This is a genomic window from Accumulibacter sp., from assembly GCF_023806625.1.
Lineage (GTDB): Bacteria > Pseudomonadota > Gammaproteobacteria > Burkholderiales > Rhodocyclaceae > Accumulibacter.
Genome location: NZ_JAMTDX010000099.1, coordinates 41,187 through 63,749 on the forward strand (window position 1 = coordinate 41,187; position 22,563 = coordinate 63,749).

Consider the following 22,563-nt stretch of genomic DNA (forward strand, 5'->3'; position numbering starts at 1 on the left):
CGGGCAGCGATTGACGCGAGCGGCCGGGCCACGGGCCACGGGCCACGGGCCACGGGCCACGGGCCGGGGCAGCGCCTGAAGGGCACACCGCCGCGGCCCGTATTCCCACGCCTTTTTGTAGCATAATCGCGAGGATACCGAAGCCCAGGGACTTCCCTTGATCCATTTCGTCGATCCAGACCGCTACCGGGCGATGAAGGCGACGGGCAAACTGCCGTCGCCCAAGGGCGTCGCCTTCTCGATCATCAAGCTGCTGCAAAGGGACGACTTCCGTGTCTCGGAACTCGTCCAGCTGGTCCAGTCCGATCCGGCCATCGCCGGCCGTCTGCTGAAGTTCGCCAACGCCGCGGCTTTCGGACGCGCGCGGCCGATCGTCTCGCTGCAGCGGGCGATCGTCGCGCTCGGCGCTTTCCGCGTCCGCGATCTGGTCATCGGACTGTCGGTCATGCACAGCCACACCAGCGGGCAATGCGAGGAGTTTGATTACGGGGCTTTCTGGGGACACTCGCTGGCCACCGGCATCGCCTGCCAGGAGTTGGCCCATTTCGCGCAGATATCGAGTGAGGAACTGTTTACCCTCGGGCTGCTCGCCCGAGTCGGCGAACTGGCGATGGCTTCGCTGTTTCCCGGCGAGTACGCGGCAGTGCTGCGCCGCGCCCGGGAAGAGACACAGGACATCGGCGCCTGCGAACGTGAGGCCTTCGACATGGATCACCAGCAGCTCGGCGCGACGATGCTCGCCGAGTGGGGGATGCCGGAGATGCTCATCCAGGCAGCCTACCACCACGAGCAGCCGGACCTCGCCGGCTTTCGTGACGGCTCGCGGGTCCAGACGCTGACCCATTCGCTGAATTTTGCCCGCTCGCTCGCCGAGATCTGCATGGCCAACGAGGAAGCGCGCTGGAGTCTTCTGCCGGGCCTGCTGACCCGGGCGGCGCGCCTCGGGATCAGCGGCGATGCGCTCAACGACACCGTCGACCGGATGGTCCGCCGCTGGCGCGAATGGGGGGCGATGCTCCAGGTGCGCACGCAGGAGATCCCGCCGTTCGCTGAAATCCTCGCTGCCAGCCCGCCGAGCCGCCGGGTGAGTACGACCAACCTCGAGCAGAACGGCAGGGCTGCCGCCCCTCGGCTGCACGTCCAGCTGGTCGGCATCCCGCTCGCCGACTTGCCGACGCTGATGCAGCAGATCGAGAGTCTCGGACACCTGCCGGTACTCGTCGACAGCAGCCCGGAAGCGCTGCGGCACGCGCTGCGTCAGCCGACGCAGATCGTCATCGCCGATCTCGCCACGCCAAGCCTCACGCCCGCCAGCTTCTGCCGGATCCTGCGCCAGACACCGGCCGGCAAGGAGAGCTATGCACTGCTGCTCGCCTCACCCGGCAGCGAGAGCCTGATCCTCGAAGCGATCGACGCCGGCGCGGACGACGTCCTGGTCAAGCCTCTCGACATCCAGACCCTGCGCGTCCGTCTGAATACGGCGACGCGCATGCTCCTGCTGCGCGAGGAAATCCAGCGCGAACGGCGAGGCATCATGCGCTCCACCGACGAATTCGCGGTCGCCCACCGCCGACTGCTGCAGGCAGCCCTGACCGATGCCCTGACGCAACTCCCGAATCGCCGGCACGGCCTCGACTTTCTGGCCTCGGAATGGGCGTTTGCGCAGGCCAACAGCCTGCCGATGGCCTGCCTGCTGCTCGACGTCGACCACTTCAAGAAGATCAACGACGGCTACGGTCACGCTGCAGGAGACGCGCTGCTGCGCCAGCTCGCCGATCTCCTCAAGCGCGCCTCGCGCGTCGAAGACATGGTCTTCCGCTATGGTGGCGAAGAATTTGCAGCCGTCCTGCCGAACGCGAACGCGCGCGCCGCGGCGCAGATCGCCGAACGAATCCGTTCGGTCGTCGAACGCTATCATTTCCTGTGGGAAGACAAGTCGATTCCGGTCACGCTGAGCATCGGAGTCGCCAACGTCGGCAACGAACCGGACAGCCAGGCGCTGATCAAGGCGGCCGACGCGGCACTGTACGAGGCCAAGCGGGCGGGGCGCAATCGCGTCGTCGTCGCGCGCTGATCACCCGCTCTACCCCGAGGACGCCCCGCACGACCGCGCTCCCGGAGCAACCCGGCCGTCGATCGCTCCGCCGAAACCGCTCAGTGGAGATCGCCGGGCTTGAGCCGGCCGATGCGAAACACCTCGATGCCTTCCTCGACCAGCGACTCGTATTCCTCGCTGGTCGCCACGCCGCGGATCGACCGCTCGGGCGCCTCGACGTAGTGTATCCGGCGCGCTTCTTCGGCAAAGTTTTCGCCGACGTCTTCGCAGCGGGCGAGCAGCATTTCCGTCAGCTGACGAAACGCGTTGAGTACCCCGGCGCGCAGGTCCACGACCGCCGCTTCGCTATCGGCCGTTTCGACCGGCGCCGGAGTCGCCGCCTGGCGGCTCAGGTGAACGTTCGAAGGCACGCGGCGGACCTCGAGCGAAGCGCAGTGCGGACAGTTGATCAGGCGGCGTTCAAGCTGGCTGTCGAAGTCCTCGCGGGAATGGAACCAGCCTTCGAAACGATGGCCAAGCGGGCAGGCAAGGTCGAAAATGATCATCTGCGGCCGGAGCGCGGAGCTCGTGGTGGTTGGCAAGGGTACCCGGAGCCGGGATCGAACCGGCATGGCCGCGAGGCCGAGGGATTTTAAGTCCCTTGCGTCTACCTGTTTCGCCATCCGGGCGGTTTCAGACCATTATACGCGCCCCAAAATGGAAGAAGGGAAAGGGCCTTCCCGGCCCTTTCCCTTCACAGGCTGGAGCGGCAAAAGAGTCTCGAACTCTCGACCTATACCTTGGCAAGGTATCGCTCTACCAACTGAGCTATTGCCGCCCGTCATGCAGGAAAACGCCACTTGACCGGTACCGCCCGGAGCGGCGCTTCCACGAGCAGCCGAATTATCCGCACGCCGTCCCGACGTGTCAACCACTCGCCGACTCGCCGGACCATGAAATCATGCCCCGGGTAGCGCCGCCGCGCGTGCTTCCGCGCAGTCGCCCCGCTCGCCGAAGTGCGACGGGCAGGTCTACAATGCCTGGTGCAGTGGCCGCGGCCAGGCACGCACCAGACTAATCCGCGATCGGCCGATGCCGCGATCTCCTCGAAGAACCCTTTCCGAAAGCGACCCCGATGCGTTCTCCTCCCCTCGCCGGCCTGCGCGTGCTCGATCTGACGCGTCTCCTGCCTGGCCCGATGGCCACCATGCACCTCGCCGACCTCGGCGCCGACGTCATCAAGATCGAGGACACCGGCCCCGGCGATTACGCGCGCGACGCCGGCGCAGTGCACGGCTCGATCAGCTACTTCCAGCTGGTCAATCGCAACAAGCGCAGCCTGCGACTCGACCTCAAACAGGCTGCCGGAGTCGACGCCTTCATGCGCCTCGCGAGCACCGCCGACGTGATCCTCGAGGGATTTCGCCCGGGCGTGGTCGACAAGCTCGGCATCGGCTATGCGGCGGTCAGTGCCGTCAATCCGCGGATCGTCTACTGCGCGATAACCGGCTATGGACAGGATGGGCCCTACCGCGACCGCGCCGGACACGATCTGAATTATCTGGCCTGCTGCGGACTGCTCGACCAGATCGGAACCGCTGGCCAAGCCCCGGCGATACCCAACTTCCAGATCGGTGATCTGCTCGGCGGGTCCTTGACCGCCCTTGTCGGCATCCTCGCCGGAGTCGTCGACGCACGCCAGAGCGGCCGCGGCCGCTACGTCGACGTGGCGATGACCGACGCCGTATTCGCGCACACGATCTTCCCGCTGCTCGCCGTCCTTGGACTGGGACAGGTCCTGCCACGCGGCACCGACCTCCTCTCCGGAGGGATCCCCAGCTACGGTGTCTACGCCACCGGCGACGGCCGACACTTGGCCGTCAGCGCGATGGAGCCCAAGTTCTGGCAGACGCTCTGCTCGGTGCTCGGCCGCCCGGAACTCAGGCCGTTTGCCTTCGCCACGGGCGACGAGGGCCGGCGGGTTCGCCGCGAACTCGAAGCGGCATTCGCCGGGCGCAGCCTCGCCGAGTGGACGGCGCTGTTCGACGAGGCCGACTGCTGCGTCAGCCCGGTATTGCGCTTCGAGGAGAGCCTGGCTAACGAACACCTGCTCGCCCGCCAGATGATCGTCGAAGTCGACGGGGTCAGGCAGTTCGCGCCGCCTTTCAGGATCAGCGAACTGTCCTTCGCAGCCCGACTGCCACCCCCGGGTGCCGGCGAGCACAGCGAGGAAGTGCTCCGCGAAAGCGGATTCTCGGAGAGCGAGATCAAGTCGCTGCGCACCGCCGGAGTCATCTGAGCGACCCGCCCGCTGCCTCAGGTCCGCCTGGCGTCGGACCGGAGAACGCTCGCCCGGGGTTCAGGTCGGCGGCGTTTCCGGGCCAGCCACGGTCGCCTGCTGGCGTACCGGCGCCCCGTCGTGGAACAGCCAGAGACTCCCGCGGGGCATCGCTTCCCAGCGCTCGTTGTCGGTCAGCGGCACGGTCGCGATGACGGCCACCCGGTCGTCGGGGTTGGTCACTTCGCGGAAATCGATGCTCAAATCCTGATCGCAGAGGTGCGCCACGGCGAACGGCGCCTGGCGGACGATGTAACTCAGGCGCGTCGAGCAGTGGGCGACCAGGCAGTCACCGTTCGAGAGCAGGAAATTGCACACGCCGCGCGCGCCGAGGTCGAGGCTCAACCGATGGAGCGCGTCGAACAGCGCCTCCCGGGCTGGCGGCTGTCGGCCGAAAAGCCGATGGAGGCTCTGCAGAAGCCAGCAGAACGCACGTTCGCTGTCCGTCTCGCCGACGGGTGTGAACTGCCCATCGAGCACCGGAACGAAATCGGGCAGGTGACCGTTGTGCGCAAAGATCCAGTAACGACCCCAGAGCTCGCGCATGAACGGATGCGTGTTCTCGAGGGCGACGCCTCCCTGCGTCGCCTTGCGGATGTGCGCGACGACGTTCTTCGAGTGGATCGGGTAGTTGCGCACCAGTTCGGCGACCGGCGATACGCAGGACGGCTGCGGGTCGAGGAAGACCCGCGCACCACGATCCTCGAAGAAGGCGATCCCCCAGCCGTCGGCATGCACGTCGGTTGCGCCGCCGCGGGCCTGGAACCCGGCAAAGGAGAAACAGACGTCAGTCGGCACGTTGCAGTTCATCGCCAGCAACTGACACATCGCTGCACTCCCGCTAGCGCTCACGCCGCTGGGGCGCCCTCTTGCCAATCCTGACCGTCGTTTCGAGCACGTTGTTCTGCCGGCGCAGCCGGAAGGCGATCGTCTCGCCGGGGGTCTGGCCGGCAATCAGATCGAGCATCGCCTGCGGATCCCTGACCGGCTGTCCGGCAACCGCGAGCAGGATGTCGCCGGGCCTGATGCCGCCCGCGTCGGCCGGACTGCCGCGCAGGACGCCTGCGATCAGCGCACCGCGGGTGTCCGGAAGACCGAAGGACTCGGCGAGGTCGACGGTTATCTCCTGCGCCTCGACGCCGATCCACCCGCGCGTGACCGACCCGTTGAGGATGATCTGCTCCATCACGTTGCGCGCGGTCGAAATCGGGATCGCGAAACCGATTCCCAGCGATCCGCCGGAGCGCGAGTAGATCGCCGTGTTGATGCCGATCAGGTTGCCCTGGCTGTCCACCAGGGCGCCCCCCGAATTGCCCGGGTTGATCGCCGCATCGGTCTGGATGAAGTTCTCGAAGGCATTGATGCCGAGGTGCGATCGTCCCAGAGCCGAGATTATTCCCATGGTGACCGTTTGCCCGACCCCGAAGGGATTGCCGATCGCCAGGGTTACGTCGCCCACGCCGACGTTGTCCATCCGGCCAAGGGTGATCGCCGGCAGCTGCAGATCCTTGCCGCTCGGCTCGTCGATCTGCAGCACCGCCAGGTCCGACTCGGGATCACTGCCGACGACTCGCGCGCTGAGGTTGCGACCGTCGCTGAGCGTCACCTCGATCTGGTCGGCAGCCTCGACGACGTGCAGGCTGGTCAGGATGTAACCGCTCGGGCTGACGATGACCCCGGAGCCCAGACCGGCCGTTCGCTGCCCTTCGCCGCCTTCCCCGAAGAAGTGCCTGAATACCGGGTCGTTGAGCAGCGGATGGCGCCGCGCCCTGACCTTCTGCGAAGTGAAGATGTGCACCACCGACGGCAGCGCCTTCTGCGCGGCTTCGCGGAACGACGGTGGCGCGGCGGAAGCGGCGGCTGCCGGCGCCTCGACCGGCGACTCCTGAACGGCCACGACGCTCGCCCCACCCGGCCAAGGCTTGCCGAGCCACTCGGGTCTCAGCGTGCTCACGACGAACACGACGGCGAGACTGATGGTCACCGTTTGTGCAAAAATCAGCCACAGCCTGCGCATGAACTCAACCGGAGCCGGCAAATGGAACGTGAGGAACTGACACGCTATCTCGACCAGCTGCTCGACGCTGGACGCTTCCGCGATTATTGCCCAAACGGCCTGCAAGTGGAAGGACGCCGCGAAGTGCGGCGCCTCGTCGCCGGCGTTTCGGCGACCCAGGCGCTGCTCGACGAGGCCGTCCACCGCGACGCGGACGCGATCCTCGTGCACCACGGCTGGTTCTGGCGTGGCGAGGATGGCCGGATCACCGGAATCCGCAAGCGCCGCCTGCAGACGCTACTTGGCGACGAGATCAGCCTGATCGCCTATCATCTGCCGCTCGACGACCACGCGGAATTCGGCAACAATGCCCAACTCGCACGACGACTCGGCTGGCTCGCCGATGGCCGCTTCGCAGAGCAGGATCTCGGCTGGCTCGGTCGTCCCGACCAGCCGACCACGGTCGGAGCACTCGCCGACCGCGTCGCCGGCGCACTGCGCCGAGAGCCACTGCTGGTCGGCGACCGCCAGCGCCCGGTGAGCCGCGTCGGCTGGTGTTCGGGGGCGGCGCAGGGGCTGTTCGAACAGGCCATCGCGAGCGGTGTCGACCTCTACCTCAGCGGCGAGATCTCGGAGCAGACCGTGCATCTCTCGCGCGAGTCGGGAGTCGCCTATCTCTCCGCCGGACATCATGCCACCGAGCGCTACGGCGTGCTGGCGCTGGCCGGACATCTCGCGGAACGCTTTGGCCTCGACTGCCAGTTCGTCGATATCGACAACCCCGTCTAGTGACGGTGAGAATCAGGAACCCGCCATGTCCTATCTTTTCGAGCCACCCCCGACTGTCGCCGTAGCTCTGGCCGGCAGCGATGCCCTGTTTCCCGTCCGCCGGGTCTATTGCGTCGGGCGCAACTACGCCGATCACGCCGCTGAAATGGGCGCCGACACTCGCGAGCCTCCGTTCTTCTTCGGCAAGCCTGCCGATGCGCTGGTCCCCGGCGGCGGCACCGTCGCCTATCCGCCGGCGACGGCCAACCTGCAGCACGAGGTCGAGCTGGTCGTTGCGCTCGCCGGCGGGGGTCGCGAGGTCCCCGTCGCCCGCGCGCTCGACCTGGTGCTCGGCTACGCGGTGGGCATCGACCTGACCCGACGCGATCTGCAGCAGGCGGCCAAGGAGAAGGGACATCCCTGGGACATGGCCAAGGGCTTCGACCAGAGTGCGCCGATCGGCCCGATCCATCCGCTGTCGATCGCCGGTCATCCAACCAGCGGCGCGATCTGGCTCAGGGTCAACGGCGAGTTGCGGCAGAACGGCGACCTCCGGCAGATGTCGTGGTCCGTCGCCGAGGTCATCGCGCGCCTGTCGGGCCTGGTCACTCTCGCTCCGGGCGACCTGATCTTCACCGGCACGCCGGCCGGAGTGTCCACGCTGGCCCGAGGCGACCAGATCGAGGCTGGCGTCGCCGGCCTCGGCGAGCTGATCGCGCGTATCGTCTGAGAGCGCGTCAAGACATCGTCGTGAGCTGGCCGATATGCCCGACGCGAGCGCACGACGGAACGTATTCCAACCTCGACAGCAAAGGAGCCCCAGTGAGTCTCAGGCACATCGCCCCTCCCTCGCCGACCGTCATCGCCGGATCGACCCGCCAGGCAGTCGTCGCGCTGGCTCTGGCCGGTGCCTTCACGCCGACACTCGGCGAAGGAATCGAACCCTCCTCGAAAGGACAGACGGTCTACGTGCCGATCTATTCGGAAATCCGGCACGGCAACATCGGCTCCTCGGGCAAGTCGGACAATACGCTGCTCTCGGTTCTGGTCAGCGTCCGGAACACCGATCCGAAAAACGAGATCCGTGTGGTCGCTGCACCCTACTATGGCACCGATGGTCGGCTGATCCGCAATTCGGTGACCCGGCCGACGAGCATCCCGCCGTTCGGGACCTTCGAACTGTTCATCGAGACGCGCGAGAACATCGGCGGTTCGGGTGCCAACTACGCGATACGCTGGGAAGCCGACAGCGCGGTCTCGCCGCCACAGATCGAAGCCCTCCACTCCCGCTTCCAGGCGGGCTACTCGGTGGCCTTCATTTCTCGTGGCCGGGCGATCTCGGAGCCCTGAGAACTTGCCAGGAAGCGGTCGCGAGCAGACCAGCGTGCCAGGAGCGCGCAAGACACACGCCGGGTTGGCCGCCCGCTCGCCTGCTTCGTCGGAGCCGGACCCGCGGGCTGCTCCGCTGCATCCCGAACCGGGAGCCACGGCCTCACCGGCCGCGACGGACCCGCCGTCGATCCGCCTGACGGCAACCCGTGACGACCTGCGGATCGCCCGACTGGCCGCCGCGGCGATCGCCCTATCGCTGATCGACGCGGCGATCCCGATGCCCCTGCCAGGGGTCAAACCTGGCCTGGCGAACATCGTCACGCTGGTCGTTCTCGCCCGACACGGCTGGACGGCCGCCGCCTGGGTCACCGGGCTGCGCATTTTCGCAGGTGGACTGGTGCTCGGGCACTTCCTGGCCCCGGGGTTCTTCCTGAGCCTGACTGGCGCCGTCTGCAGCCTGTTGGCGCTGGCCGTCGCCGCACGCCTGCCGACGCGGTTCTTCGGGCCGGTGAGCTGGAGCATCGTCGCCGCTCTGGCGCACATCGCCGGGCAGTTGATACTCGCCCGATGGTGGTTGATTCCCCACGACGCGCTCTTTCTCCTCGTGCCGGTTTTCGCGGCGGCAGCCCTCGTTTTCGGTATCATCAACGGGCTGATCGCCGCGCGACTGCTCGGCATAGATTGTTGAATCGACGGCGCGGCCGACCCTGCGGGGCTGCTCGCCGCGATTTCTTCGCCATCCTTCTCGGGCCTGCCAGCCCGGGCCAACGAAAGGATCCATGGCTGAAACCGTCTGCCTGGCGCTGACCGGCGCCTCGGGAATGCCGTACGGCTTGCGGCTGCTCGAATGCCTCCTCGACGCCGGCTGCCGCGTCGAACTGCTCTACTCACAGGTTGCACAGGTCGTCGCCCGGCAGGAGATGGACCTCGACCTGCCCTCGCGGGCCAGCGACGCGCGTCGGCTGCTCGGCGAACGCCTTGGCAACCGGCCCGGAGTCCTCGCCGTCCACGGCCGCGAGGAGTGGTTCGCACCGCTAGCCAGCGGCTCGAGCCCCCCCGACGCGATGGTCGTCTGTCCCTGCTCGATGGGCACCCTCGCGGCGATTGCCCAGGGGTTGTCGCGGACGCTGATCGAGCGCGCCGCGGACGTCGTGCTCAAGGAGGGTCGCCGGCTGATCCTGGTCCCGCGGGAAACGCCGCTCTCGGCGATCCATCTCGAGAACATGCTCCGCCTGACCCGGGTCGGCGCGCTGATCCTGCCGCCGTGCCCGGGCTTCTACCACCGCCCGCAGCGTGTCGAGGAACTCGTCGACTTCGTCGTCGCCCGCATCCTCGACCAGTTGCGGCTTCCCCATTCGCTGGTCCCGCGCTGGGGCGATCGGCAGAGTGACCGGCAATGAACCGCATCCCGCTCTTTCCCCTGGGCACCGTGCTGTTTCCGGGTAGCCGCCTGTCGCTGAAAGTATTCGAGCAGCGTTACCTGGACATGGTCGCCGAACGACTGCGGGCCGATCAGCCTTTCGGCGTCTGCCTGATCCGCGACGGCAATGAAGTCGGCCCGCCTGCGGAGCCCCATCCGGTCGGCACGCTCGCTCACATCGTCGATGTCGATGTCCCCCAACTCGGCATCATGGTCGTCGCCGTGCGCGGCGGCCGCCGTTTCCGCATCGCCGAACGGACGGTCGGCCGCGGCGGGCTGCAGCACGGCGATCTGCGGATTCTCGACGAAACACAGGTGCAGCCCGTGCCTCCCGAAGAAGCAGGGCTGCGCTCACTGCTCCAGGCTCTGGCCGACGAAATGGCGCCCGAGCCACTCCCCGAGCCTCACGCCTTCGACGATGCAGCGTGGGTCGGCTATCGCCTGGCCGAACTTCTCCCGATGAGTGCCGAAAGCCGGCAGAAGCTTCTCGAAATCGACGATCCGCTCGTGCGTCTCCGGGCTCTGGCCGGCTGGCTCAGGGAGCACCTGTCGTTGATCCGCCAGTGAGCCGTCCGGCGGCCGAGCGGGAAGCGTCTCAGGCCTGTCCCAATCGGCTTGTGGCATACTTGGCCGAAGGAAATCGTCCGCGTCCCGATGCACCCATGCCCGTTTGCCAGATCGTGCTCACCGAACATCAGGCGCGCTTCGTCGAGCGACTCGTCGCTTCGGGTCGCTACCACAATGCCGACGAGGTTCTGCGCGAAGGTCTGCGGCTCGTCGAGCGCCGAGAGCAGGAAGACGAAGCAAGACTCGCCGCCTTGCGCCTGGCGATCGGAATCGGCATCGCCGACATCGACGCTGGCTTCCTGCATGCCTTCGACTCTGCGCCGGAACTTGCTCAGCATCTGGCTACGGTCGCCTCCGGAGTGCTCGGCGAATAGTGGGTGGCACGCCGTGGACGCTTCGCCTGTCGGCTGCCGCCGAGAACGATTATCGACTGATCCTGCGGTGGACTGCGAGACACTCGGGCGAGCCGCTCGCGCGCTCGGCCGCGAAAACCCTCGCTGACGTCCTCGAGCAGCTGTGTGCCGATCCCCTGGTTCCTGCCTCGATGGAGCGCAGCGAGATCGGCCGTGCAATCCGGACGATCGAGCACGCTGGACAACCGGGCAAGGTGCGGCACCTCGTCGTTTTTCGCACGACGACGATCAGGGGCCAGCGATTCGTCGACGTGCTGCGCCTGCTGCACGCCAGCGTCGACTGCCGACACCCGTCCGGAATACGACAATGATCGAGGACTCGCCAGGCTGCCCGGAGAATGATCCCGCGTGCCCGCTGTGCCCCTCCTGCATATGTCTGCTGCGCGCTCCCCGGCCGTCCTGGTACTGATCTTCTGCTGCGCCGAAGCCCTGTCGATGGCTGGCTTCGCGCTCGTTCCCTCGCTGCTCCCGCAGTTTGCCGAGCAATGGGCGCTTTCGGCAACCGAAGCCGGCTGGCTCGGCGGGATCTTCTTTCTCGGCTACCTGCTCGCCGTACCCCTGCTGGTCGGCCTGACCGACCGGGTCGACGCGAGATCGATCCACCTCGCCAGTGCCGCGCTGACCGGCCTGGCGTTGGCCGGCTTCGCCGCCGGTGCCCACGGCTATGCCCTGGCGCTGGCCTGGTGGTGGCTGGCCGGTCTGGGCCTGGCCGGCACCTACATGCCCGGGCTGAAAGCACTGACCGACCGGCTGCCGATAGCCCGGCAATCACGCGGAACGGCCTTCTACACGGCGACCTTCGGGGTCGGTGCGGGAGCGTCGTATCTGTGGATCGAACTGGCCAGGGCGCTCCTGCCCTGGCGCTGGCTGTTCGCCGCGGCGGCTGTCTGCGCCGCTCTGTCGGTCGCCCTGATCTGGCTCGGAGTCGCGCCCCTCGGGTCTCCGGGCAAGAACGGGGTGCCGCGCGGCCGCTGGCGAAGCGTGCTCGGAGACCGCCGGACCCTCGCCTACTGCGGCGGCTATTTCGGTCACAACTGGGAACTCTTCGGCTTTCGGGCATGGCTCGTCGCCTATGTCAGCTGGACGCACGCGAGATCCCCCGATGCCTTGACGGCGCTGCCGGGGCTGATCGCCGCGGCGGCGACCTTCCTGGCCGTCCCGGCGAGTATCCTCGGCAACGAGGGCGCGCAGCGCTGGGGACGTCGTCGCTGGTTGTGCAGCGTGATGCCCCTGTCGGCGGCGCTGGCGCTGGCCGTCGGCTTGTCGGCAGACCTCTCGCGCGCGCTGCTCGTGCCACTGCTCCTCGTTTACGCAGCAAGCATGAATCTCGACTCGGCTGCACTGACCGCCGGTCTGCTGACCGAAACGCCACACGAAAAGCGCGGCACGGCGCTCGCCCTATACTCTTCGGTCGGCTTCATCGGCGCGCTGATCGGACCGGTGGCCTTCGGCCTGGCGCTCGACCTCTTCGGCCGGAGCCTCACGGCCGGGTGGGCGGCCGGCTTCGTCTCTCTGGCCTGTGGCGTGAGCTTCGGACGGTGGGCGATCGGCCGCAGCGACCGGCGACCTGCGCTGGGCCGCGTCTGACTCGTCGCCGGGCAAGGCGAAGTGCGCGGCCGACGATGCTCGATCGTCGCTGCGTGGCCCTCGCCGAGGGCATCGGGAGCGCGCGCAGGCGGCGCTCGGGCAGCCCTCCGCACCCTGGCCAAAGATTCTCCCGTCCGGACCATCCGCCATCAGCGGAATGGCCGCGGTGGCCGTGACCCGCGAATCGTGCAGCCCTGCCGGCGTCAGCCCGGTGAAGCAGTCGACCGGCAGTCGGGAAACAGCGACGCGAGGAGTCTTCCGAGCGGTGCCGGCAGCGCCGCTCCGTCGATTTCTGCCAGGTCGACCCACTCGCCGCCGGTCTCCCGGACCGATGACCCGAGCCGTTCGACTGCACAGAGCACGACCTCGAGGCACAGGCGAAAGTGGCTGAGGTCGTGCTTGATCGGCGCCAGCGTCCGGGATTCGAGGAGACGGCAACCCTGGCGCGCGACGAAGCTGTCTTCGGATTCGCCGGCGACCGCCTCGGGCAGGCTCAGCAGGCCGCCCCAGACCCCGCTCGGCTGACGTCGCTCGAGCAGCACAGCCCGGCCATCGGTGAGCAGCAACAGGCGCGACGTGCGCAGCGGCCGCGATCGCTTCAGCGCAGGCGTCGGCAACTCCTCCTGCCGGCCCTCGCGGGCCGCGACGCACTGGTCACTCAGCGGACAGACGCCACAACGTGGTCTGCGGCGGGTACAGATCGTCGCCCCGAGGTCCATCATGCCCTGCGTGTAGGCTGCGACGTCGTCGACGGGCAAGAGCGCTTCGGCGAGCGCCCAGAGCTCCCGCGTACCCGGCCCCCGAGAAGTCCCCGTTCCCTCACGGGCAAAGCAGCGCACCAGCACGCGCCGCACGTTCCCGTCGAGGATCGCCGCCCGGCGGCCAAAGGCGAAGATGCTGATCGCTGCCGCGGTCGAGCGGCCGATTCCGGGGAGGGCCGCGCTGTCCAGTGGATCAGCCGGGAACTTTCCTTCCCGGTGAACGAGCAGCAGTTGCGCACAGCGGTGCAGGTTGCGTGCCCGGGCGTAGTAGCCGAGTCCTGCCCACGCTTCGAGAACTCCCTCCAGTGGCGCCGCAGCGAGCGTCTCGAGATCCGGAAAACGTTCGATGAAGCGCAGGAAATAAGGAATCACCGTCCGCACCTGCGTCTGCTGGAGCATGATCTCGGACAGCCAGACGCGGTAGGCGTCGCCGACTCCCTGCCAGGGCAGGTCGTGACGGCCATGGGCCTTTTGCCAGACGATCACCCGCTTCGAGAACTCGTCGCCGACCTGCGGGCTGACGGTCTCGACAGGTGCTGACCGGACAGCGATAATCGTTCGCTCGACGGTCTCCTGGACGCCGTCCCCGGCGCCACCCTTCAGCAAGCCAGAACGGAAGCGACGGGGCATCGCGAACAAGGCGGCGCGAGGTCTTTGCCGGATACCGAAGCTTCACCGACCATCGTTCCACTCGCCGATCATTGCTGACGATGAATTCTACCAGCGGCGCAGCGCACTTCAGGAGTCGCTGATGCGCCCTCCTCTCGATGCACCCGACGCTGTCGAAGCGGACGCTCTGGCCGCTCGCGAGGCGGCTCCCGACCGTGCTGCGCAGCGCCTGATCGAGACACTCCCCGGTCGCGACTTCCGCGATGCCCTCGGCAGCTTTGCCACCGGGGTCACCGTGGTCACCACCAGCACGGCAAGCCGGGAACTGATCGGCGTGACGATCAGCTCGTTCAACTCGGTTTCCCTGGACCCCAGACTGATTCTCTGGAGCCTGTCCCTGGCCTCGCCACGCTTCGCGGCCTTCCGCCAGGCCAGCCATTATGCGGTGAATGTCCTGGCCCTCGACCAGGCCTGGATCTCCGACTGTTTCGCGAGCCGCGACCACGAGCTTTTTCACGAGGTCCGCATCAGCAGAGGACGCAGCGGACTGCCGCTGATCGACGGCTGCGCAGCGTGGTTCGAATGCCGCAACGCGGCTCATTACCCCGGAGGCGATCACCTGATCTTCGTCGGGGAGGTCGAGCGCTTTGCCCGCGGGGCGACCAGCGAGCCGCTCGTCTTCCACGGAGGGCGTTATCGCGAACTGCGCGCCGATAACCGCTGAGCGGTTCGCCGAACGCGCCACCGGCCAGCGCCGGGCCCATCCCGACGGATACTCCGCCTCGTCCCGGAGCGTTTGTCACAGGCTTTCCGATCGGTTATCCGGAAAACCACCATAATCCCTGTTTACTCCCCGATCGGCGATCCGGGCAGCGGCTCGGCGGCATCTTGCAATTATCAGTTTTTGGTGTATAAAGCGGCTTTCTTCAAGGAGAAGCGTATGGCCACCTACAAGGAGCTGCTTGCCCAGCGGGCAATGCTCGAAAAAGAAATAGAAGAGGCACGCAAGGCTGAACTGGCCGAGGCCATCGCCCAGGCAAAGCGGCTGATCGCCGAACACGGACTGACTGCGGCAGACCTCGGCTTCCGGACTGGCGGCTTGCTTCCGGCAACCAAGGCGCGCACGGCTGTGGCGATCAAGTATCGAGGGCCGAATGGTGAGAGCTGGTCGGGTCGCGGCAAGGCGCCGAACTGGCTGACCAGTCTCGAGGCGTCCGGGCGGACACGCGACGAATTCCTCGTCTAGCTGCCTGGCCGAGCCTTGTCGCGCGCGGCCAGGCCCCGGACAAGCCCTGTCGATTAGCGGCGCTTCAGGTCCGGCGCATGTCGTGACCTGAAGCGCCGCAGTGAAGGCTCATTCAGCCCATGAACATCCTGGTAACCGGCGGCACGGGTTACATCGGTTCGCATGCCTGCGTCGCACTGCTCGCTTCGGGCCACGAGGTAACCATCGTCGACGACCTCTCGAACAGCCGCATCGAAGTACTCGAGCGCATCGAGCGGATTGCCGGAAAAGCCCCGAGCTTCTGCCAGGGTGATGTTCGCGATCGTTCGCTGCTGCGCAGCGTGTTCGCCGCGGCGGCGATCGACGCGGTAATCCACTTCGCTGGCCTCAAGGCTGTCGGCGAGTCGGTGGAACAGCCGTTGCGCTATTATGACTGCAACGTCGGCGGAGCGATCGCGCTGTGCACGGTGATGGCCGAAGCCCGCGTCAGGACGCTGATATTCAGTTCATCGGCAACGGTTTATGGCAATCCGGCGAGCGTGCCGATCGGCGAGGATTTTCCACGTTCGGCGACCAGCCCTTATGGGGCGAGCAAGCTGATGATCGAGGAGATGCTCGCCGACCTCGCCGCGGCCGACCGTGACTGGCGAATCGCCCGCCTCCGCTACTTCAACCCGGTCGGCGCGCACGACAGCGGTTTGATCGGCGAGGAACCCAACGGAATTCCGAACAACCTCATGCCCTACATTGCCCAGGTAGCCGAAGGCAGACGCCCGCACCTCAACGTTTACGGAGACGATTATCCGACTGCCGATGGCACAGGTGTCCGTGATTACATCCACGTCATGGACCTCGTCGAAGGCCACCTCGCGGCACTCGATTACCTGCTCGACCGGGGGGGGCTGCTGAGCGTAAACCTCGGAACCGGTCGCGGCTATTCGGTGCTCGAGATGGTTCGTGCCTTCGCTGCGGCCAGTGGCCGGCCGATACCCTGTGTCATTGCCCCGCGACGGCCAGGCGACGTCGCGGAATGTTACGCCGACCCCCGACTGGCTTCCGCTCTGCTCGGCTGGCGGGCACACCGCGGCATCGACGAAATGTGCAGCGACACCTGGCGCTGGCAGCAACGGTCGGCCGGCTGACAGGTCGTACAGACATCGTCACGAGCAGGCCGATAGGCCAGGCGCGATGGAAGGGGCGGTCCCTTGCTTTCCCTCCGGGAGCGAACGACGAGACCTGTCAAACGGATGGGCCAGGGCGAAGGCGGGGTTTCGGGCAGCATGCTGCGCGCCACTGCAGCTGGCCAGCAGGGAAAAGCCGACCGTCGGGCGAGCGACTGAGCAAAGCCGCAGATTGGCCGCGCAGTAGATTCCTTCACAACCTCTGAGCTCGGGAGGCCATGGCCACTTACGCGATCGGCGACATCCAGGGCTGCTTCGACTCGTTTCAGCATCTGCTCGAGAAGATTCATTTCGACCCCTCAGGCGACCGGCTGTGGCTGGTCGGCGATCTGGTCAACCGCGGGCCACGCTCACTCGAAACGCTGCGCTTCGTCCGCGGGCTGGGCGAGGCGGCGGTGACCGTTCTCGGCAACCACGACCTCTACCTGCTGATGGCCGCGGCTGGCTTCGGGCGGCGCAACAAGGGCGACACGCTCGACGAGATCCTTGCTGCGCCCGACCGTGACGAGCTGCTCGACTGGCTGCGCAGACAGCGTCTCTGCCACCGCGAAGCGGGGTTCTGCATGGTCCACGCCGGCCTGCTGCCGCAATGGACGACGGCCCGGGCTCGCGAGCTTGCTGCCGAAGCCGAGACGCTGCTCAGCGGCCCCGCCTACCGTGACTTTCTGGCCAACATGTGGGGCAGCGAACCGGTCGCCTGGAGCGATGACCTCGAAGGCTGGCCGCGCCTGCGCGTGATCGTCAACGCGATGACGCGGATGCGCTTCTGCTCGCTCGACGGAGCAATGGAGTTCCGGACCAAGGGAGAGGTGTCGAGCGCCCCGCCCGACCACCTGCCGTGGTTCCAGATTCCCGGAAGACGGAGCGCCAGCGAGGTGCTGGTCATCGGCCACTGGTCGGCGCTCGGCCTGCACATCGACGACAATCTGCTCGCGCTCGACTCGGGCTGTTTCTGGGGCCGACACCTGACGGCGATCCGGCTCGAAGACCGCGTACTGTTCCAGGTCGATTGCTCGACGGGCGAAGCCGCCGCGTGACCGCGCCCTTGTGCCGGGCCGACGGCGAGGCTGCCGGTTCACAGGCCACTCTGGCGGCAGCCACTTGGCGACCGGCGGCTGCTAGAATGCTGGGGGGATGGCGGATGGGGAGGATGGCATGGGCAACGTGAGGCGTTTCAGACAACGCGGACTGACGCCCGTACGCGCACTGCTCATCGCCGCAGCGCTGGCGATCGCCGGCTTTCTCGCAGTCGGACATCTGGCGAGCCGTCACGACGACGATGCGGCGAGCGACGGCATTCGCTTCGAAGTGCTCGACGCTGCGCACCGCGAACTCGACGGTTCTCCGGCGCTGGCGCTCTCTTTCAGTCTGCCGCTCGACGCGAAGGGCGATCACGACCGCTTCGTCCAGGTGCTGGAGATGCCTGCCACCGCGAAACGGTCGCCGGCAGCGACCGACGCGAGGGGTGAGGGCGAGGAGGACGAAGGCGAATCCCCAGCAAGCGAAGGGGCGGCGACGAGCAGCCGCGCCGCGGAAGACACGGCCCTTGAAGGCGGCAAGCCGGTCGCCGGTTCCTGGGTGGTCGGCGAGAACCCCCGCCTTCTGTTCTTTCCGCACATCCGGCCACAGACCCGCTACATCGTCCGCGTGCAGCCCGGACTGAGCGCGCGCAACGGGAGCAGGATCGACGAAGAAGTGCGCTTCTCGATCGTCACCGCGGCGATGTCGCCGGCGTTCTATTTCACCAGCCGGGGAATGGTCCTGCCGGCAGGTCAGAGCGGCGGCCTGCCGGTAACCACGGTCAACGTACCCGAGGTCGACATCCAGTTCCTACGCGTCAAACCCGATCAGCTCGCCCGCTTCCTCGAGATGGTCACCGCCGGACCGGCGCGCGGACGAGTTTCGGGCAGCGAGCAGGACGTGCCAGTGGGCGACGAGATGGACGAGCCGGGATACTCCGGAACGCGCCTCAAAGGCATCGTGTACAGCTGGGACCTCGACCAGATCCACAAGCTGACCGAGAGCGCCTTCATCGGCCGCTTCCTGACCGAACAGAAAGCCAACCGCCGCGGCGTGACCTTCATCCCCGTGGAGAGCATCACGGCGCTGCGCGACCCCGGCGTCTACGTCGCCGTGATGTCGCAGCCGAACCGCTTCCGCGGCGAATACCAGACGACCTACTTCTATGTCAGCGACCTCGGCCTGCATCTGCGCCAGTACGCCAACCGCGGTGCCGAAGCCTACGTCAGTTCGCTGACCGACGGCAGGGCCCAGCCGGACGTCGAAGTGAGCTGGATCGACGGCCAGGGAAAACCCCTCGTGAGCAGCGACACCGACCGCGACGGCCGCGCGAGCTTCGCCGAGCGTCCTCGCGGCTCGCGGCTGGTCATGGCCCGCAAGGGCAACCAGATCTCGCTGATAGCCCTCAAGGAACCGGCGCTCGATCTCGCCGAATTCGACATCGCCGGAATGCCGTACACCCCGGTACGTCTGTTCGCCTATTCGGGACGCAACCTCTACCGGCCCGGAGAGCGCTTCGAGGTTTCGGTGATCGCGCGCGACGCCGACGGCCAGCCGGTCCCCCCGCAACCGATCCAGGCAATCCTCCGCCGACCCGACGGCAAGGCTCAGTGGACCTCGACTTGGCGGCCCGACGAGAACGTCGCCGGCTACTACCGGCAGGCGATCGAGCTGCCAGTCGATGCGGCAACCGGATCGTGGAACCTCGAGCTACGCGCCGACCCCGCCGCCCGTTTGGCCGGGACGAGCCTGCAGTTCGGCGTCGAGGAATTCCTCCCCGAGCGGATGAAGCTCGACCTGTCGACGTCCAGCGAGCGGCTCGCCGGCGATTCCCGCTGGCTGATCGAGGCCAGCGGCCGCTATCTCTATGGCGCCGCGGCGGCGGGCAATCGACTGCTCGGCGTGGTCACCGGCGAGCGCAACCGCAATCCGCTGTCCCAGAAACTTCCCGGCTTCGTTTTCGGCGACTCCGACGAAGACAACGTGCGTACGCGCACCGAGTTGCCCGAAGCGAAGCTCGACCAACAGGGCAAGGCACCGATCGACGTCGATATCGCGGGATTCTCCCGGCGCCATTCGCCGTTCACCGTGCGCACGACGCTGAGCCTGCTCGAAAGCGGCGGCCGCCCGGTCGTGCGCAGCATCGAGCGCACCTGGTGGCCGGCGCCGGTGCTCGTCGGCGTGCGTCCGCTGTTCGTCGGTTCGTACGCGCGCGAAGGCGCACCGGCCGACTTCGAGGTCGTGCGCGCCGACCCGGGCGCTGTGCTGAAGCCTGCGAACGCGCTGCCCGTCCGGCTGTTCCGCGAGAACCGCCACTACTACTGGCGCTTCGACGATCAGCGCGGCTGGCACTCGGGCTTCTCGGAGAGCGACGAACTCGTACTCACGACACACGTCTCGACGCCTGCCGGAGGGCGTGGCAAGCTGACTCTGCCGGTCAAGTACGGGCGCTACCGGGTCGAGATCCTCGACCCCGAAACCGGTCAGACGCTGCGTTTCCGGTTCTACGCGGGATGGTCGGCGAAGGACGACGAGACCCAGGGAGTCCGACCGGACCAGGTTGCCCTGAGACTCGACAAGCCGGCCTACGTCCTCGGCGAGAAGGTACGTCTGACGATGACCCCACCGCATGCCGGCGAGGCGCTGGTCACCGTCGAGGGCGACCGCGGACTGTGGGTGCGCCGGCTGAGCGTCCGCGCCGAGGAAACGACGATCGACATCCCGCTCGACCCGGCATGGAAACGCCATGATCTCTACCTGACGGTGATGGTCCTGCGTCCGGGCAACAGCGGCGAGAAGGTGACCCCTGCGCGCGCGCTGGGCATCGCCTACCTGCCGCTCGACCGGGGCAGCCGAAAGCTTGCGGTTGGCGTCGACGCCCCGCAGAAGATCGAACCCGAGCAGCCGCTGAAGATCAAGGTCAAGGTTCCCGAAGCGAGCGGACGGAAGGCGCTGGTCACCGTCTCGGCGGTCGACTCCGGAATCCTCAACATCACCCGCTTCGTCAGCCCAGATCCGTTCGGCTTCTTCTACGCCAAACTGCGCTACGGGATCGACGCCTACGACGTCTATGGCCGGCTGATCGAGAAGATGGACGGCCAGAAGGGCCGCCTGAAGTTCGGTGGCGACGCGGCCCCGAAGCCAACGCGCAGCCTGCCGCGCAAGCTGCGCCTCGTCGATCTGTTCAGCGGACCACTGCTGCTCGACGACAAGGGAGAGGCCGAAGTGGCACTGCCGATTCCCGACTTCAACGGCAGTCTGCGCGTGATGGCCGTCGTCGCCAGCGGCGATCGCTTCGGCAGCCAGGAGGCCGAGGTCACCGTCGCCGCACCGCTGATTGCCGAGCTGGCCACGCCGCGCTTTCTTTCGGTCGGTGACCACGCCGTCCTCGCGCTCGACGTGCAGAACCTTTCGGGCAACAGACAGGACGTCCGGGTCGCGCTGAGCAGTCGCGACGGTCTGCTGATCAGCAACGGTGAACAGCAGTTCTCTTTGAAGGACCAGGAGAAGCGCACACTGCACATCCCGGTCGAAGCGGGAAGCGTGCCTGGTCTCGCCGAGATCCAGGTGCGCGTGGACAGCGCGCAGGTCAGGATCCGGCGCAGTTTTTCCTTGCCGGTGCAAGTGCCAACGCCGCGCCAGTCGCTGGTCCGTCGCCTGGCCATCGCCCCCGGCGAAACCGCCGAACTTCGCGATGCCGAACTCGGCGGACTGCTACCCGAGACCGTCAGCGCGACGCTGGCCATTTCGGACCGCGCGCCAATCGACGTGCGCGGCGCCGTTCAGGGGCTGCTCGGTTATCCGTACGGCTGCGCCGAGCAGACGACGAGCAGCGCCTATCCGCATCTGTTCATCGACGAAAACGCCGCCGCGCAGTTCGGCCTCAAGCCTTTCACGCGCGCCCAGCGCGCGCTGCTGATCGACAAGGCGATCGCCCGGCTCACCGGCATGCAGGCGCCGGGTGGTGGCTTCAGCCTGTGGGGCAACCTCGCCGAGTACCAGTACTGGCTGTCGGCCTACGTCGGCAATTTCCTGCTCGACGCGCGCGAACAGGGCTTCGACGTGCCACCCGAGATCGACCGGCGAACCGGCGACTTCCTGCTCAAGGGGTTGCAGGAGGGTGTCGCCGGCCTACCGACCGGACCGGTGACTTACAACGCGAACTCGGTGTGGAACGACCCACGCTACGCCGGGTCCGGTCGCTTCGCGGTGCTCGCCTACGGAGCCTACGTCCTCGCCCGCCAGGGCCGGGCGCCGCTGGCCACGCTGCGCCAGCTGCACGAATCGGCAGCCGCCGCGCCTTCCGGCCTGTCGCTCGTGCATCTCGGTCTGGCTCTCAAGCTGATGGGCGACGAGGCACGCGCGAGCAAGGCGATCGACGCGGGAATCGCCAGGCCGCGCAGCGGACCCGAGTACGCCTGGTGGGGCGACTACGGCAGCAATCTGCGCGACTGGGCGATGATCTGGGTCCTGCTCGACCGTCATCAGCTGCGCCCCGAGGGACGAGAAAACCTGGTCAGCCAGGTCGCCGCGGCGATGGAAGGCCGACAGTACTTCAGCACCCAGGAAAAGCTCGCCCTGTTCCTGCTCGGTCGCTCATTCGCCGCCCAGCCGGGACGCGAGTGGACCGGGGAGCTCAGCGCGGAAGGCAATTCGCGCGCGCTACGCACGACGGGCACGCTGTATCAGCCGCTGTCAGCCAGCCAGCTGGCCAACGGGATGCGCATCCGCAATACCGGCGGCAACCGGCTGTTCGTCGAACTCGCCTACTCCGGCAACCCGCAGAAAGTCCCACCAGCCCGGCGGGATGCGTTCGACCTCAAGCGCGAATGGTTCACCGCCGATGGCCAGCCGCTGGGCAACCGGATCCTGCGCGTCGGCGAAAGCGCGGTCGTCCGGCTGCAGGTCAGGACGACCGGGCGCTACGCCAACGCACTGATCGTCGACCACATCCCGGCCGGGCTCGAGATCGAGAACAGCAACCTCGTCCAAGGCGAACAGGCAGTCGTGACCATCGGCGGCATCGACCCGCGGCAGGCGATGCAGGACGGGCGAATCCGCCACGTCGAGTTCCGTGACGACCGGTTCGTCGTCGCCGCCAGACTCAGCGAGAAGATGGACTTCTTCTACCGGGTGCGGGTCGTCACTCCCGGGCGCTTCGTCGTTCCGCCGACCTGGGCCGAGGACATGTACCAGCCACAGATCTGGGGCCTCGCCGGCGGCGGAGAATTGCTGCAGATCAGCGACGGCCGCGACGGTGACGCTGCGGCTACCGGCCAGGGCGCTGCTCCCCAGTCGGCAAGACCATGAG

At 67.3% G+C, this 22,563-nt stretch carries 20 protein-coding genes and 2 tRNA genes; 16 read left to right on the top strand and 6 right to left on the bottom strand.

The features are described from left to right. Positions 1 to 157: 157 nt before the first annotated feature. Positions 158 to 2,074 carry an HDOD domain-containing protein gene (locus tag NFW05_RS16140; protein WP_295309280.1) on the top strand — a complete coding sequence of 639 codons (1,917 nt, stop codon included), beginning with the start codon at positions 158 to 160 and terminating at the stop codon, positions 2,072 to 2,074. 80 nt (positions 2,075 to 2,154) lie between these two features. On the opposite strand, the gene NFW05_RS16145 is transcribed toward NFW05_RS16140, so the two are convergent. From NFW05_RS16145 to NFW05_RS16155, 3 genes are all read right to left on the bottom strand, one after another. Next, positions 2,155 to 2,601 (bottom strand): DUF1178 family protein, encoded by a 447-nt coding sequence (locus NFW05_RS16145; protein WP_295309283.1) that lies wholly within the window; start codon positions 2,599 to 2,601, stop codon positions 2,155 to 2,157. 39 nt (positions 2,602 to 2,640) lie between these two features. Beyond that, positions 2,641 to 2,724: transfer RNA gene (locus NFW05_RS16150), tRNA-Leu, on the bottom strand. A gap of 73 nt (positions 2,725 to 2,797) precedes the next feature. Continuing rightward, positions 2,798 to 2,873, bottom strand: a tRNA-Gly gene (locus NFW05_RS16155). A gap of 297 nt (positions 2,874 to 3,170) precedes the next feature. Between NFW05_RS16155 and NFW05_RS16160 the strand changes: the two genes are divergently transcribed. After that, positions 3,171 to 4,334: a CaiB/BaiF CoA-transferase family protein gene (locus NFW05_RS16160; protein ID WP_295309286.1), complete on the top strand. Its 1,164-nt coding sequence runs from the start codon at positions 3,171 to 3,173 to the stop codon at positions 4,332 to 4,334. 60 nt (positions 4,335 to 4,394) lie between these two features. Here NFW05_RS16160 and NFW05_RS16165 read toward each other — a convergent pair whose 3' ends face one another. Both NFW05_RS16165 and NFW05_RS16170 read right to left on the bottom strand, forming a co-directional pair. Continuing rightward, on the bottom strand, positions 4,395 to 5,201 hold the full coding sequence (locus NFW05_RS16165; RefSeq protein ID WP_295309289.1) for a class II glutamine amidotransferase: 807 nt from the start codon (positions 5,199 to 5,201) through the stop codon (positions 4,395 to 4,397). 13 nt (positions 5,202 to 5,214) lie between these two features. Next, positions 5,215 to 6,390, bottom strand: a complete 1,176-nt coding sequence (locus tag NFW05_RS16170) for a trypsin-like peptidase domain-containing protein (RefSeq protein WP_295309291.1) — start codon at positions 6,388 to 6,390, stop codon at positions 5,215 to 5,217. A gap of 21 nt (positions 6,391 to 6,411) precedes the next feature. On the opposite strand from NFW05_RS16170, the gene NFW05_RS16175 reads away from it, so the two are divergent. From NFW05_RS16175 to NFW05_RS16215, 9 genes are all read left to right on the top strand, one after another. Continuing rightward, positions 6,412 to 7,158, top strand: a complete 747-nt coding sequence (locus NFW05_RS16175; protein ID WP_295309293.1) for a Nif3-like dinuclear metal center hexameric protein — start codon at positions 6,412 to 6,414, stop codon at positions 7,156 to 7,158. Positions 7,159 to 7,183: 25 nt separating this feature from the next. Next, on the top strand, positions 7,184 to 7,867 hold the full coding sequence (locus NFW05_RS16180; protein WP_295309296.1) for a fumarylacetoacetate hydrolase family protein: 684 nt from the start codon (positions 7,184 to 7,186) through the stop codon (positions 7,865 to 7,867). Positions 7,868 to 7,959: 92 nt separating this feature from the next. Beyond that, positions 7,960 to 8,487, top strand: coding sequence for a DUF3124 domain-containing protein (locus NFW05_RS16185; protein ID WP_295309298.1), 528 nt, complete (start codon positions 7,960 to 7,962; stop codon positions 8,485 to 8,487). Between the two features lie 169 nt (positions 8,488 to 8,656). Beyond that, a complete protein-coding gene (locus NFW05_RS16190; protein WP_295309351.1) occupies positions 8,657 to 9,157 on the top strand; it encodes a Gx transporter family protein in 501 nt (166 codons plus the stop codon). Between the two features lie 91 nt (positions 9,158 to 9,248). Then, on the top strand, positions 9,249 to 9,869 hold the full coding sequence (locus tag NFW05_RS16195; protein ID WP_295309301.1) for a flavin prenyltransferase UbiX: 621 nt from the start codon (positions 9,249 to 9,251) through the stop codon (positions 9,867 to 9,869). After that, positions 9,866 to 10,456 carry an LON peptidase substrate-binding domain-containing protein gene (locus NFW05_RS16200; RefSeq protein WP_295309304.1) on the top strand — a complete coding sequence of 197 codons (591 nt, stop codon included), beginning with the start codon at positions 9,866 to 9,868 and terminating at the stop codon, positions 10,454 to 10,456. The genes NFW05_RS16195 and NFW05_RS16200 overlap by 4 nt, the downstream gene beginning before the upstream one ends. A 95-nt stretch (positions 10,457 to 10,551) precedes the next feature. Beyond that, entirely contained in the window at positions 10,552 to 10,830 is a 279-nt protein-coding gene (locus NFW05_RS16205) for a type II toxin-antitoxin system ParD family antitoxin (protein WP_295309307.1), read from the top strand. Further along, positions 10,830 to 11,180, top strand: a complete 351-nt coding sequence (locus NFW05_RS16210; protein WP_295309309.1) for a type II toxin-antitoxin system RelE/ParE family toxin — start codon at positions 10,830 to 10,832, stop codon at positions 11,178 to 11,180. The genes NFW05_RS16205 and NFW05_RS16210 overlap by 1 nt, the downstream gene beginning before the upstream one ends. A gap of 61 nt (positions 11,181 to 11,241) precedes the next feature. After that, positions 11,242 to 12,456, top strand: a complete 1,215-nt coding sequence (locus NFW05_RS16215) for an MFS transporter (protein WP_295309312.1) — start codon at positions 11,242 to 11,244, stop codon at positions 12,454 to 12,456. 203 nt (positions 12,457 to 12,659) lie between these two features. On the opposite strand, the gene mutY is transcribed toward NFW05_RS16215, so the two are convergent. Then, complete coding sequence (gene mutY, locus NFW05_RS16220) at positions 12,660 to 13,847, bottom strand: A/G-specific adenine glycosylase (protein ID WP_295309315.1); 1,188 nt, start codon at positions 13,845 to 13,847, stop codon at positions 12,660 to 12,662. A 121-nt stretch (positions 13,848 to 13,968) separates the two neighbouring features. Between mutY and NFW05_RS16225 the strand changes: the two genes are divergently transcribed. The 5 genes from NFW05_RS16225 (at position 13,969) to NFW05_RS16245 (ending at position 22,562) form a co-directional block, all read left to right on the top strand. Then, entirely contained in the window at positions 13,969 to 14,550 is a 582-nt protein-coding gene (locus NFW05_RS16225; protein WP_295309318.1) for a flavin reductase family protein, read from the top strand. Positions 14,551 to 14,766: 216 nt separating this feature from the next. Beyond that, positions 14,767 to 15,072 carry an H-NS histone family protein gene (locus NFW05_RS16230; protein WP_295309321.1) on the top strand — a complete coding sequence of 102 codons (306 nt, stop codon included), beginning with the start codon at positions 14,767 to 14,769 and terminating at the stop codon, positions 15,070 to 15,072. A 119-nt stretch (positions 15,073 to 15,191) separates the two neighbouring features. Continuing rightward, positions 15,192 to 16,193: a UDP-glucose 4-epimerase GalE gene (gene galE / locus NFW05_RS16235; RefSeq protein ID WP_295309324.1), complete on the top strand. Its 1,002-nt coding sequence runs from the start codon at positions 15,192 to 15,194 to the stop codon at positions 16,191 to 16,193. Positions 16,194 to 16,450: 257 nt separating this feature from the next. Next, positions 16,451 to 17,269 (top strand): symmetrical bis(5'-nucleosyl)-tetraphosphatase, encoded by an 819-nt coding sequence (locus tag NFW05_RS16240; RefSeq protein ID WP_295309327.1) that lies wholly within the window; start codon positions 16,451 to 16,453, stop codon positions 17,267 to 17,269. Between the two features lie 118 nt (positions 17,270 to 17,387). After that, positions 17,388 to 22,562, top strand: coding sequence for an MG2 domain-containing protein (locus NFW05_RS16245; RefSeq protein ID WP_295309330.1), 5,175 nt, complete (start codon positions 17,388 to 17,390; stop codon positions 22,560 to 22,562). The last annotated feature ends 1 nt before the right edge of the window (position 22,563 follow it).